This window comes from Mesorhizobium sp. WSM4828, assembly GCF_055811175.1.
Genome location: NZ_JBVVQK010000035.1, coordinates 38,785 through 51,685 on the forward strand (window position 1 = coordinate 38,785; position 12,901 = coordinate 51,685).

The 12,901-nt window shown below is 56.7% G+C and carries 10 protein-coding genes and 1 pseudogene; all 11 read right to left on the reverse strand.

Annotated features, from left to right (window positions below):
• Nucleotides 1–141 precede the first annotated feature (141 nt).
• Nucleotides 142–930 carry a 3'(2'),5'-bisphosphate nucleotidase CysQ gene (gene cysQ, locus AC0L2X_RS28020; RefSeq protein WP_473600748.1) on the reverse strand — a complete coding sequence of 263 codons (789 nt, stop codon included), beginning with the start codon at nt 928–930 and terminating at the stop codon, nt 142–144.
• A 10-nt stretch (nt 931–940) separates the two neighbouring features.
• Entirely contained in the window at nt 941–2,878 is a 1,938-nt protein-coding gene (cysN, locus tag AC0L2X_RS28025) for a sulfate adenylyltransferase subunit CysN (protein ID WP_473600739.1), read from the reverse strand.
• Between the two features lie 2 nt (nt 2,879–2,880).
• Entirely contained in the window at nt 2,881–3,786 is a 906-nt protein-coding gene (cysD, locus tag AC0L2X_RS28030; RefSeq protein WP_473600740.1) for a sulfate adenylyltransferase subunit CysD, read from the reverse strand.
• Between the two features lie 335 nt (nt 3,787–4,121).
• On the reverse strand, nt 4,122–5,444 hold the full coding sequence (locus AC0L2X_RS28035) for an O-antigen ligase family protein (RefSeq protein ID WP_473600741.1): 1,323 nt from the start codon (nt 5,442–5,444) through the stop codon (nt 4,122–4,124).
• Nucleotides 5,441–6,697 (reverse strand): tetratricopeptide repeat protein, encoded by a 1,257-nt coding sequence (locus AC0L2X_RS28040; protein ID WP_473600742.1) that lies wholly within the window; start codon nt 6,695–6,697, stop codon nt 5,441–5,443. The genes AC0L2X_RS28035 and AC0L2X_RS28040 overlap by 4 nt, the downstream gene beginning before the upstream one ends.
• Nucleotides 6,585–8,969, reverse strand: coding sequence for a GumC family protein (locus tag AC0L2X_RS28045; protein WP_473600743.1), 2,385 nt, complete (start codon nt 8,967–8,969; stop codon nt 6,585–6,587). Before AC0L2X_RS28045 ends, AC0L2X_RS28040 begins: the two co-directional genes overlap by 113 nt.
• Nucleotides 8,970–9,015: 46 nt before the next feature.
• Complete coding sequence (locus tag AC0L2X_RS28050; RefSeq protein WP_473600744.1) at nt 9,016–9,804, reverse strand: polysaccharide biosynthesis/export family protein; 789 nt, start codon at nt 9,802–9,804, stop codon at nt 9,016–9,018.
• Nucleotides 9,804–10,613, reverse strand: a complete 810-nt coding sequence (locus tag AC0L2X_RS28055; RefSeq protein ID WP_473600745.1) for a tyrosine-protein phosphatase — start codon at nt 10,611–10,613, stop codon at nt 9,804–9,806. Before AC0L2X_RS28055 ends, AC0L2X_RS28050 begins: the two co-directional genes overlap by 1 nt.
• Nucleotides 10,614–10,739: 126 nt before the next feature.
• Nucleotides 10,740–10,985, reverse strand: coding sequence for a hypothetical protein (locus tag AC0L2X_RS28060; RefSeq protein WP_473600746.1), 246 nt, complete (start codon nt 10,983–10,985; stop codon nt 10,740–10,742).
• A 134-nt stretch (nt 10,986–11,119) separates the two neighbouring features.
• Nucleotides 11,120–11,599 (reverse strand): hypothetical protein, encoded by a 480-nt coding sequence (locus AC0L2X_RS28065; RefSeq protein WP_473600747.1) that lies wholly within the window; start codon nt 11,597–11,599, stop codon nt 11,120–11,122.
• A gap of 336 nt (nt 11,600–11,935) precedes the next feature.
• Nucleotides 11,936–12,613: pseudogene (locus AC0L2X_RS28070) on the reverse strand (transposase); the annotation flags it as partial.
• Between the last annotated feature and the right edge of the window lie 288 nt (nt 12,614–12,901).

Consider the following 12,901-nt stretch of genomic DNA (forward strand, 5'->3'; position numbering starts at 1 on the left):
AATCGGCCACGCCGACCCGACTTAGGCCGGATGGGGATCGTATCTTTGTGTTTATAGATCTCGAGCAGTATCTGAGGTCGCTTCCATAAGCCGCTGGTACACCCGCACTTTCCTACGAGTCTGGAACTGCGCAGTCATCGTCTAGCCAGATCCAGCAGCCTTGCCGCTTGCGATAAAATGCGGGTTGGCGAAATCCTCGTCGTCACTCTGGTTGCGCTTGCCATAGGCGAGCGGCTCACCATCCAGCGTGCGCGTCATGCCGCCGGCAGCGCGTAGCACCGCGTCCCCCGCAGCAGTATCCCATTCCATGGTGCGTCCGAAACGCGGATAGACGTCGGCCTCGGCGCCGGCGACGAGGCAGAATTTAAGCGAGGAGCCGACCGAGACGATCTCGGCAGCGCCAAGCGCGCGGATATAGGCGTCGGTTTCCGGCGTGTTGTGGGAGCGGCTGGCAACAACGGTCAGCGGCACCATACCGGCCCTCGCCGAAATCGGCTGGCGATCGACGATCTCATAGTCGTCATTGATCTCAATCGCTTCCGCTTTGCCCGGCCGGCCGGAAAAGAAGCGGCTGGTGCAAGGCGCGAAAACAACGCCGATCTCAGGCACGCCATGGCGAACTAGCGCGATGTTGACAGTGAAATCGGTCTTGCGATTGACGAACTCCTTGGTGCCGTCGAGCGGATCGATGAGGAAGAAGGCGTCGCCGAGGTCCGGCGCCATGATGCCGGCAGAGGCTTCCTCCTCGGCCACACATGGGATCTCCGGAAATGCGGCACGCAGCCCGGCAAGGATGATCTTCTCGCTCTCGCGATCCGCCTCAGTCACCGGCGAACTATCCAACTTGCTGTCGACCGCACAGCCGGCGCGATAGACGCGCATTACCTCGCGCCCTGCCGTCAAGGCAAGGTGCTCGAAGACGGCGAGCATCGCTTCGTCGTCAGATACCGCCGCCACTGTCATATTGGTCTTCGGCAATGTCCCGCTCGTTCAGCCAGTGTTCCAGGGCGTCCACCATCTCCTCGGCCGATCTGCCGAGTGTCTTGAGATGGATCTCGGGCTTTTCCGGCACCTCATACGGTGAATCGACGCCGGTGAAATTCTTGATCTCGCCGTTCAACGCCCGCGCATAGAGACCCTTCGGATCGCGCCTGGCGCATTCCTCGAAGGGTGTGTCGACAAACACCTCGATGAATTCGCCGTCGGCCATCAGTTCGCGCGCCATGCGCCGCTCGGCGCTGAACGGCGAAATGAACGACACGATGACGATCAGCCCGGCGTCGGCCATCAGGCGCGCCACTTCGGCGACGCGACGAATGTTCTCGACACGATCGGCGTCGGTGAAGCCGAGATCGCGGTTGAGGCCGTGTCGGACGTTGTCGCCGTCCAGAATGTAGGTATGGCGGCCGGTGGCGAACAGTTTCTTTTCGAACAGATTGGCGATGGTCGACTTCCCCGAGCCCGAAAGCCCGGTGAACCAGAACACCGCCGGCCGCTGGTTTTTCATATCGGCGCGGGCGCGCTTGCCGACATCGAGCGACTGCCAGTGGATGTTTTCGGCGCGGCGCAGCGAATGCAGGATCATGCCGGCGCCGACCGTAGCGTTGGTGATGCGGTCGATCAGGATGAAGGCGCCGGTGGTGCGGTTTTCGGCAAACGGATCGAACGCGATCGGCGAGCGCGTCGAGATATTGCAGATGCCGACTTCGTTCATTTCAAGCGACTTGGCCGCCTCATGGGCGAAATCGTTGACGTTGACCCGGTACTTCAGGTCGGTGACGGTTGCGCTGGTCTGGTCGGTCTCGGTGCGCAGGATATAGGAGCGGCCGGGCAGCAGCGCATGTTCGTCGAACCAGACGATGTTGGCGGCGAACTGGTCGGCGACCTGCGGCCGCGCTGCCGGCGACACCAGCATATTGCCACGCGAGACCTCGACCTCGTCGTCGAGGACAAGGGTGATGGCTTGGCCGGCGATTGCCTGCTGAAGATCGCCGCCATGCGAGACGATGCGCCTGACACGGGAGGATTTGCCGGATTTGGCGACGACCACCTCGTCGCCCGGCGCAACCGAGCCGGAGGCGATGGTGCCGGCGAAACCGCGAAAATCGAGGTTGGGACGGTTCACATACTGGACGGGAAACCGGAACGGCAATTCGACCGCGGCCTCGTCGACCGAGACGGTTTCGAGATGTTCGATCAGCGTCGGGCCGGAATACCAGTCCGTCGTGTCGGAACGGCCGGTAACATTGTCGCCATACCGGGCCGACATCGGAATGGGCACGATCGTCTGGAAGCCGAGCTCACGTGAGAACTGCCCGTAATCCGCGACGATCCGTTCAAAAACCGCCTCGTCGAAGCCGACAAGATCGATCTTGTTGACGGCGAGCACGATGTGGCGAATACCAAGCAACGAGGCAATGATCGAATGCCGCCTTGTCTGGCGCAGTACGCCCTGGCGGGCATCGATGAGCACGATGGCGAGATCCGCCGTCGATGCACCCGTCGCCATGTTACGCGTGTATTGTTCGTGGCCGGGTGTGTCGGCGACGATGAACTTGCGCTTTGGCGTGGCGAAGAAGCGATAGGCGACGTCGATGGTAATGCCTTGCTCGCGCTCGGCCTCGAGGCCATCGACCAGTAGCGCGAAGTCGACGTCGTCGCCGGTGGTGCCGTGCTTGCGCGAATCGCGCTCAAGGGTGGCCAGCTGGTCCTCGAAAATCTGCTTGGTGTCGGAAAGCAGGCGCCCGATCAGCGTCGACTTGCCGTCGTCGACCGAGCCGCAGGTCAGGAAGCGCAGCAGCGACTTTCGTTCCTGCGCCGCCAGATAGTCGCGGACGCCGTCGGTCGGGGCGAGGCTTTTGGCCATGATGTGGCGCATACTCAGAAATACCCCTCGCGCTTCTTCTTTTCCATCGAGCCGGATTCGTCGCGGTCGATCAGGCGACCTTGCCGCTCGGAAGTCCGCGCCGTGAGCATTTCGCCGACTATCGCCTCCAGAGTGTCGGCCTCCGAGTCGATCGCGCCGGTCAGCGGATAGCAGCCGAGCGTGCGGAACCGCACCATCCGGTTCTCCACTGTCTCGCCAGCCCGCAGCTGCATGCGCTCATCATCCCTCAGGATAAGCATGCCATCGCGCTCGACGACCGGCCGCTCCTTGGCCAGATACAGCGGCACGATCGGGATGTCTTCCTGGAGAATGTACTGCCAGATGTCGAGCTCGGTCCAGTTCGACAACGGGAACACCCTGATCGATTCACCGGCAGCGATGCGGGTGTTGAAAATTTTCCACATCTCCGGCCGCTGGTTCTTCGGATCCCAGGCATGCTGGGCATTGCGAAACGAGAAGATGCGCTCCTTGGCGCGCGACTTCTCCTCGTCACGACGGGCGCCGCCGAAGGCTGCGTCAAACCCGTATTTGTCGAGCGCCTGCCGCAGCGCCACCGTCTTCATCACATGCGTGTGGGTGTTGGAGCCGTGGTCGAACGGATTGATGTTGTCGCGCACGCCGTCTTCGTTGACATGGACCAGAAGGTCGAAACCGAGCTTTTGCTGCATCTGGTCGCGAAAGGCGATCATCTCGCGGAATTTCCAGGTCGTGTCGACATGGAGAAAGGGAAAGGGCGGCTTGGCCGGATAGAACGCCTTCATAGCCAAGTGCATGAGCACGGACGAATCCTTGCCGACCGAATAGAGCATGACCGGCTTGGCAAAGGCTGCGGCCACCTCGCGAAAAATATGGATGGATTCGGCCTCAAGCCGCTGAAGGTGCGTAAGTGCGATGTTCATGGACTGCGAGCGTTCTTTCGTACCGATCCACGGAAGGGCCTGCATCGGAGGCGACCTTCAGCCGCCCGATTCAAACTGCACTTCCGGACAATCTATCCTCGTGCGGGCGTTCTAGCAGATCGTTCCGGTCCAGAACAATGCAAGACAGGCTTGCAGCCGAATGGTTCGGGAATGAATTTTCCATGCCGTAGGCAAAATCGGGAAATTTCTGCTCAGCAAACCGTTGCGCTTGGGTAAGACAGGCAAATATGGGTCGGCTTGAGCGCGAGAGCCAGGAGCGCTCTCCTGAGAGTCGGCCGCCTCGTTCAGGCGACGCCGGCGCAGCGACTGGGTCCCTAGGACGAAGTTTCGATGGGAACAAGTAGCTTGTCACCATTGTGGTCGATCTCGATCATCTCGTTCTTGCGGCCCAAGCGTTCCGCAAATCCTTTGTGAAAAATGATGGCGTTCATATAGGCAAAGGTGATCGCCAGCGCCTCGGTTCGCAGCGGATAATCGACCAGAGAATGAATGAGAAGAAACGATACCGAAAGGAATGCGGCCTTCTGAAGCGGGTCACGGCGAACCCTGGCTAATGCAGCGAATAGCAGTACAAAATAACCTGCCATCAGCAGGATAGCCGGAACTCCTCCTTCGAAAGCTATTTCAAGATAGTCATTATGGGCATGATTGACGTATTGCTTGAAAATCATGCCCTCCCTTTCATAAATTTGGTAGGCGTTTTGAAAATTCCCAAATCCGACACCTGTCGCCCAATTGTCCTTGATCCCCTCGATGGTGGTTCGGGCGAATTCTCCTCGCCCGAACGCGGGATCGATTGCCTCCACGTCTATTTTCGTCCACGCGCCTATCGTATAGACCGAGAGTGTTATGAAAATGGCAAGGATGCTCAATCCACTCGCCCTGGAGCGGGCCGAAAGAAAGACGATGGACAAGACAGTAATCGCCAACCCAATCAGAATTCCCGCGCGAGAACCGGCGGCTAAAAGAAGCAGCAAAAGCGTGATCAAGCCGAGCGAACCCGACAAAAGATGCCCGCGAAACAGACTGTAATAAACGACAAAGGGAATGGAGACAAAAAGTAAGGCCGCAAAATGATTCCGGTTGGCAAAGAGCCCTGCGTTTATCGTAAAGGGCAATAATCCCTCGATTGCGACGTTGTCCGAGAGCGAGTATTGAATGGCTCCTGCCAGACTGTTGCAGATCACCCCCATCAAAAAAAATGGGAGAAGTGCGCTGACCTGCTCGGCACGCAAACGCAATACCGCTAAAAAAAATGCTGCTGCGGCCAAAAGGGAGAGCAAACTTTCGATCGTGCGGCCGACGCCAACGCTGACGAAGCGAAATCGGCTTTCTTCCACCCAGGGATCTCCGAGCAGCAACTCCGGCCTCAACTCGTTGAATATGGCCGCCGGCAGCGGGACGATTTGTAGAACGATCAACGCCACGGCGAAGACCAGCAGCCACAGAACAGGCCGGGGGATTCTCTGGTCCTGGCCGGGGGTTTGCGAAAAAACGGCCGCGGCCGAAAATATTGCAGCGATCTCGATCAGAGTGTCCGTGTAAAGGCCACTCGCAGTACCACCGCCGATCAGCAGCGACACAAACAAGACCGTGCCGAGGAGATATTTATCCCATTCCGACGGCCGGACGCTCAAGATGGAAGTCTCTCAACGCTCAATTTGTGCATTACCAATGTGCCGACATATCGAAATCGCCAGCTCTCGGCAATGGCGGCGGTCTGCAGCGTCAACAGTTGCAAGGAACAGGTCGCCCCAACCGAAAAATCCTGATTCAGATTTAGGCGGTTGTATGTGCCCTCTGGAATGTTGAACCGGGCAATTTCACCGACCGGACCCAGGCAGCTGATTGACCAGAACAATTCCTTGGGAAGCTTCAGGTTTCTTGCCGATGCAACCAGCGATATCCTGTACGAACCTGGAGGCAGCGAAATGTATTGCTGAAGGGCTGTGTTCTTAACCGGCGTGTTTAAAAAACGGACTGTCGCGCCTCCCTCGCCCTCAACCGCATCTTTGGATGTTGCAAATGTAACTTCCAGGCCCGATTGATCGCGAACTTGCCAATCGAACGGCTTGCCGACAGTGACGGGCTCAAACGAGCCGTTAAAAATATATCCAACCAACTTCTGCTCTTGATCAGAAAGGCTGAAGAGAAACAATCGATACGCAGGTTCATATTGTTTCTGACGAATATAGCCGTTGATCACGGCGGTTAGCTCGTTCGATTTAGGCGGCGCTGGTGATCCGGTCAAATCAAGTAGCAGCCGATTTGCCAAATCGAGGCCCTCAGAGGTTCCAGTGAGAGCGAACAAAAGACTGGTTCTCCAGGGCGCCTCCGCCCTGATGGCCGTCAGCACTGCCCGGTATCCATTCGGGTTAGAAAGAATTGCCGGCATACCGTCGGCGATCTTTGCAAATTCGCCTGGCCATCTCCGCAGCAAAATGTCGATCTCGCCAACGGCTCTTGTCAAATCATCCGTTTCTACTGCGCGGCTAATGGATCTCTGCAGCGCATGAATTTCTGTTTTGGACAGTTTTCGGGCTTGGTCGAAGAGTTTATAGGCTTCGACTTTTTCGCCCTGCCGATATTTGATCTCACCGAGCAGGCTATAGAGGCGCGCGTCCGCCAGATCAAAGACGAGCGCTCTTCGGGCCCTGGCCAGCAAGGCATCGAGATCGGGAGGACTGTTCGTATCGTTCAGGTCGCTGGTGATTTCGGCTACTAACGCATCCGCGTTGAATGGGTCAAGCGCAATAGAAACCGCTGGCGTTTCGGTCTCAAGAAATCGACTTAGCCCGATCGAGGAAGCCACCAACACTAGAACGGATGCGACGAACCAAACGATTGAATGCCGCAGATTTTGCATAAGCGGGCTGGCCTGCTCCATCATGCACTTTGCCCTCAACCCTTAGAGTACTCGTGTCCGTGCCATAGTTGTAGTACTGATAGTTCATGTATTTGTAGGCATAATTGTAATCGAACTTGTTTACCGCAAACTTGGACATCGCCGCTCCGACTACGTTCGCGCCCGCAGCTCGTAGACGCTTCAACGCCGTTTTGGCCGACTTGCGCGTCACCTGATTTGTGGAAATGACCATTAATGTGCCCTCAGCGAGCCGGCTGAGGATGGGGGCATCCGAAAGACCGACGATCGGCGGTGCGTCGATGATAACAAGATCGAAGCGTTTGCCGAGGTTGGTGATGATCAGGGCCATCTTCGGTGAGGAAAGCAGATCCGCGGGATTTGGAGGAATCGTTCCTGACGTCAAAACCGTCACGTTGGGATATTTCGTCGCCCTGAAGATGTTCGCTAAATCCTCTTTGCGGACGGTGTTCGTCAGCAGATTGCTTAGGCCGATTGTGTTGTCGAGTCCAAACAGGCGATGAAGGTTCGGTTTCCGGAGATCGCCGTCCACAATGAGAACCCTTGCGCCCAGTGCTGCAAAATCTTGCCCGAGTTTAAAGGACGTGGTCGACTTGCCTTCCGAAGGCTCCGAACTCGTGACAACCAGCGATCGTGGGGCGCCTTCCGCACCGGAAAACTGCAGCGATGTTCGAAGTGAACGGTAGGCCTCGGACAAGCCGGACTTTTGATCGGCAATACTGCTTGTGAGTTCGCGCTCATCAACGAGAGGCAAGATACCGAGCATAGCCAAGCCCAGCTCTTTTTCGACCTGCTCGGGATTGGTGAAGGTGTTGTTCAATAATTCTATGATATAAATAACAGAGGCGCTCAGAGCCAGAAACAATGCGAGCGCAACTGCGAGATTGACACTCAGACGCGGCGAATATGGGCGATCCGGTTGTGTGGCAAAATCCGTGATTGCCGCGCTTTGTGTCTTCAGTTCAGAGCTGACACCGACCTCGTTCAGCTTGGCGATCAAGTTGTCGTATTGCGATCGGTTCGAATCAACTTCCCTTTTTAGGATCGTGTATTTGATGTTCTTGTCGTTGAATATGACCTGCTGTTTTTCCATTTCGGCAAGTTTGGCCTTTAGATCAGCCTCCTTGTTCTGTGCCTCCTGGTATTTCAATCGCAGAGAGTCCGTTATAGCAAGGACGCCGTTATTGTAGACTCGCTGCAGCTCCTTAATCTGCGATTGGAGCTGCTGCATTTCGGGAAAGCCGGGCTTGAGAATGCCTAGCTTCTGCTGGTATTGGCTGGTCAAATCCGCCAGCTTTTCGCTGAGTTTCTGCAGACCTTCGCTTTCCAGCACGGGGGCCAAGCTCGAACCGCGGCCTTTATCTATCTGATCTACCACCCGCCCTGCATCGAGACGGTCCTGGATCGCGGTCGCCAGCGCAGTATTCAGGGCTTCGATGTTCGATCCTATCAGCGATTTGTCGTCGCCGGTTATGGTGATGCCGGCATCCTTTGCATAGGCGACCAGCTCTTCTTCTGATTTCTGGAGCTTCTGCTTTACCTGCAGAACCTGTTCCTGGATGAACTGCCGTGCCAGATCGGACGTTTCGCTGGTCTGGTCAAGACGCTGATCGATGAAGCTTTGAGCAACCTGATTGGCTACGTCACTAGCATATTTGGGATTCTGATCGACAAACGTGATCGACAGCAGGCTCGTATTGGTGACCAGGTTGACGCTGAGATCATTTAGAATGCGCCCGATAGCAATTGCCTCACGTTGTTCGGGCGTTTTGGACTGGATGGACGGTGATTTTGAAATTCCAAATGCGCGATAGAAAATATTGCTGAGGGAAAAGCTCGGCGTGGGAAACAGAAAGTCCGGTTTTTCGCTAAGTCCCAATTGAAACACAACGCGCTGGGCTAATGCACGGCTCTTGAGCTTTTCACGAGCCGTCAGGAAGGCTCGTACGTCGCTGTCTTCAGAAACCACCTCAATGTCCTGGAAGACCTTGGCCGAAGGAACCAGCACCTCCAATTGCGTCGTTGCCTGATACTTTGGCGTTTGCATCATCGTAACAACGACGCCGGCGACAAGCCCGGCTGCCGCCATTATGACGATCAGCCAGCGGTACTGGACAACGTAAAAGAGCAGCTTTAGCGGGTTAAAGCCCTCATCCTGTTCGGAGTAGTCGCGACCATACGGGCTATAATTTTGCGCGCCGTCATAATAGAGGTCGGCAGACAGGGCTTGGCCGTGTCCTGGACCTGCTATTTGATGTTGCCTGTTGCGATCGAGCATGACGGGAGATCATCCTAACTTCGTCTACATTCTGACCGGCCGTGAACTACAACCCAGGGACCACAGCAAGCCGGGCTGCACTTGACGCGACACCGAGGGCGTCCTTAAGATTGTTCATCGCAATTTTCGATGCCGAGGCGAACACTACAATCTTGTCGCCGCCATAGATGCGTGGATTGCGGATTTTGCCACCCCGAATCTCCTCGACGTTGTAATTTGCAACCAAGGTGTTTGGACCGATATTGCGATAGATAAAGACCTTCTTTGCATCCCCAACAGTATTGAATCCTCCAGCAAGGGCGATCGCATCAATGAGAGAGGAATTGCTCGACACCGGATAAATGCCAGCCTTGTTGACTTCGCCATCGACCGTTATGCGCTGTCCAATCGATTCCTTGACGAAAATTGTCACGTCCGGCGATTGCAGGTACTTGGCGCCATAGGCAGTTTCGATTTCCTGCTCCAACTGGCGGACGGTTTTTCCTGCCGCGGTGACGGTCCCAATAAGCGGAAGCGAAATTTGCCCGCCGGAATCCACTTGAACGGTTCGGTTCAAATTATCGACCTGGAACACATTCACCTCGAGCACATCGTTCGGAGACAAAGGCTGCTCGCTGCCGTTCTGGGTGTTTTGCGGAGCAGGTAGGTCCTTTACCACTCGCAGAGCACCACCGCCCGCAAGTGGCGTCGACGATGATGTCAATTGCAGTGCATCGACCGAACTCGCGGATGAAGGTGTCGTCGACGATGTGCTCGTGCAGGCCGACATTGCGAGTGAGGAGAGCAGGACCAATACCGTGCCGATATGGATTCCTACGAAACGAACAATGCCCATCACGCTGTCCCGCCCTTGAATAGGCGGCCCAATCCTCCAAAACGGCCGACGCTTCCGGCGCCTGGGTTTTTAGGACGCCCTTTTCCAACCGGCTCGATGGGCCGGTTCGCCAATATTTCGCCTGGACGTTTCAACACCATGTTGCGGGCCTCGTGTTCCCCGCACCGCTTGGCAGCAGCAGCAACCGCCTGCGAAAGCCCAGGACGCCGGCGCGTAGCGCTATGAGTATCCGATGCGATGATATCCACCCTGCCTTCGTCAATCAGCTTTTCCGAATAGTAAAGCGCCGTGCGTCCAAAAGCACCAACAATCGAGTCTGCGGTAAGCTGGATAAGGCATCCGACTGCATTCAATCTCTCAATAACGTCGTAATTCGTTTTGATCCAGGTCAAACGCTCTGGATGAGTGAGAATCGGGACAAAACCGGCATTTATCAGGCGTAGAGCAAGATCCTCCATTCGTGGAGGTAGAATATGATGTGGCGGCTCGAACAGAAAATAGCGGGACCTATTTAAGGTCGGCACGCTGCCCGCCCCCAATTGGTCCGGAAGATCCGGCGCTACGTGAACGTCTGCACCGACGTAGAGAGCAAGTGGTATGGCAGCGTCGCGCAGCGCCTGGTGCAACTCTTGAACGGCCCGAACAATGTTCGGTGTTTCGTTTTTGTATACGCCGGGCGTCACGTGCGGTGTGCACGCCATGTGGGTCGTTCCGTCGGCCACCGCCAGTCGAGCCATTTCCAGCGATTCGGCAAGATTGGGTGAGCCGTCGTCCAGGCCGGGCAAAATGTGGGAATGCAGATCGATCATGGGCGTTTGTGACTACAACGAAGCAACTTGGCGGCGCCATAGCAAAAAACCGCAAATGCATCACCCGCTGGGCTGCGAGCGACTCGCTTATCAAGCTCATGGAATAGGGTAAATGCCAGATCCCAGCTACTGGCTGACAGAGTAGTCATCATGCAGGCCGATGATCACCGCCGCACCACCGATATCAGCGCTGCCCAACCGAACTGGACCAAGACCAAGCCTTACGCCTAATATATCCAGCGCTCCGCTCATGCCGCCTACTACTGGATCTACTTTGATAGTCGCCACACTGTCGAGCCTGCAATTCACGCCGACACGCCGCAAAACCGAATACTTCGGCCCGGTTGCGGACAATCCGCCGGCCTCAGCCATCCGCACGTCGCCTCGGACCTAAGCCCCTCCGAACGTTTGCACCACCGTTTAGCCCAAGACACTCCGTCAGCAACAAAAACACCGCGGAAGCACTCTGCGCCTCCGCTGGCATTATCCCGCTGTCTACAGCCAGCTCAGTTGCTGACGCCGTGATCTTTGTCCGCCGTTGCCGCCAAAATACCTGCCCCAAGCGCCATGCCGCCAAAAATGAAAAGCGGCACCTTGCTCTTGTTGTTGTTGGAATTCTCCGTTTGGGCGGTTTTCTCAGAACCCAAGACATTGAGACAAATCTTATTGTCAACGCGCGAGATATCGAGTGTCGAATTCGCCGGGACGCTCAGATTACAGCCACCGACCTGAACCGAAGCCGAGCCCTTGGCGCCAACCACGACACGACTGCCGAAATCCAGCGCGCCGCCTGCTTTCGCCGGGCCATAGCCAGCCACCTGCGAGATCATTACGTCGCCATTAACGTGGCCGAGCGATCCAATCGGATTTACGCCGTTATAGGCGGTCGCACAGGTGCACGATCCATCCTGCGCGAAAGACGACACCGGGGCGAAGCCGGCCAACACAACAACTCCGGCCAACGCACTCTTCAAAACTAGGTTCATCCGCATCAATCCTTCTGTCCCACGTTACCTGAGGCCCACCCAACCGCCAAAATACTCAAAAGCGCGTAACAGCTTTCAGCACCAATTCCAACTCATTTCGCACATGCGAGATAATTTTTGGTTTCGGTGTGGTTGAGGGAACACACTATTAGAATGCCGTAATCCACATTAGAATGCCGTAATCCACCAATTTACAGTTGGCCACAATTGGCGGCTGCGAAGGTGCCGCCTCCAGCACTTCTCCTCGCCGCAACAGCGGTGACGTGTTGTGGGGTAAGCGCCGTCCTCGATTAGAGGTCGGCTAAAGGTCGGCGATGGCGATCGGCGCGCTCGGCCGCGCGGGCTTTCGAAACGGCGCACGTCGGCAATCTCGGTAGCAATAGATCCACACCACGTAATGTCTGCAGCGCCCGCATGATCGGCGCCTGCGACCAGACTCGAACGAACTCGTCGATCACACGCTCTAGCCGCTCGATCCGCTCTTTCGAGATGCTAACCGCCTCGGCCATCTCCTGGAGCGCGATCTGATGCGCGGGATGATCGAACTGCTGCGCCTGCAGCCAGCAGAGACAGCGCATCATCCAGCCCTCTTGCGAGGATAGATTTCGTCCATGCTTGAGCATGAAGGAACTCATGTGCTGGCGGTGAACACGAGGCGTCTCAACTGCGGCCGCCCGGGCGCAGACGAAATCCCGCATGGCCTCGTGACTCTCGTCAAAAAGCCAAACCAAGGTAAGTTCTCAGTATCAGCGACGGCGCTAGCACGGTGCATTTCGTCGCCAAACGAATGGATCAGCCGATAGAGACCTTAACCGGTCGGGCCTGCCTCGTAGCAGAAATGAACTCGATCAAATCTGGAGGCGATCCGCTGGATAACGCGGTGTATGCTCGTGTCCGTCGCATCAACCTCCCGAAGAGGCGAACCTCTCCCTCCCGGCCGGCGTCTGCAATCGCGATGGCGTTCCTCAGCTTCGCGACATCAATTCCGACAAATGCTTCCCTATAATCTGCCATGGCTCGTCCTCCTGTGATGAGGATCGGCTCGGACCGCCCAAGTAACCCGCGGACGCGCAGTCTAGGCCGAGCCACCTCACCGACAGAGGGTAAGCGTCACGAGCACCACACGGCTGTCCTTGGTTGACAGAGGCAGGGTCAGATGCGGGCCGCTTTGACTCGCTGGGGCATGAAGTACGAGCGGATGGCGACGACCGCCTTTGCAACGGCGGCGACGCCCGCGTCGTCGAGACGGGAGTTCAGCCCCGTTGTATCCCGGATCGGGGCGATGATGTCGCCGGTCTTGGC

What these genes read in the sequence shown, in the direction of transcription:
- cysQ (WP_473600748.1), bottom strand. Translation starts at nt 930, where the DNA reads ATGCTCGCCGTCTTCGAGCACCTTGCCTTGACGGCAGGGCGCGAGGTA.
- cysD (WP_473600740.1), bottom strand. Translation starts at nt 3,786, where the DNA reads ATGAACATCGCACTTACGCACCTTCAGCGGCTTGAGGCCGAATCCATC.
- AC0L2X_RS28045 (WP_473600743.1), bottom strand. Translation starts at nt 8,969, where the DNA reads ATGCTCGATCGCAACAGGCAACATCAAATAGCAGGTCCAGGACACGGC.
- cysN (WP_473600739.1), bottom strand. Translation starts at nt 2,878, where the DNA reads ATGCGCCACATCATGGCCAAAAGCCTCGCCCCGACCGACGGCGTCCGC.
- AC0L2X_RS28060 (WP_473600746.1), bottom strand. Translation starts at nt 10,985, where the DNA reads ATGGCTGAGGCCGGCGGATTGTCCGCAACCGGGCCGAAGTATTCGGTT.
- AC0L2X_RS28040 (WP_473600742.1), bottom strand. Translation starts at nt 6,697, where the DNA reads ATGATGGAGCAGGCCAGCCCGCTTATGCAAAATCTGCGGCATTCAATC.
- AC0L2X_RS28055 (WP_473600745.1), bottom strand. Translation starts at nt 10,613, where the DNA reads ATGATCGATCTGCATTCCCACATTTTGCCCGGCCTGGACGACGGCTCA.
- AC0L2X_RS28050 (WP_473600744.1), bottom strand. Translation starts at nt 9,804, where the DNA reads ATGGGCATTGTTCGTTTCGTAGGAATCCATATCGGCACGGTATTGGTC.
- AC0L2X_RS28065 (WP_473600747.1), bottom strand. Translation starts at nt 11,599, where the DNA reads ATGAACCTAGTTTTGAAGAGTGCGTTGGCCGGAGTTGTTGTGTTGGCC.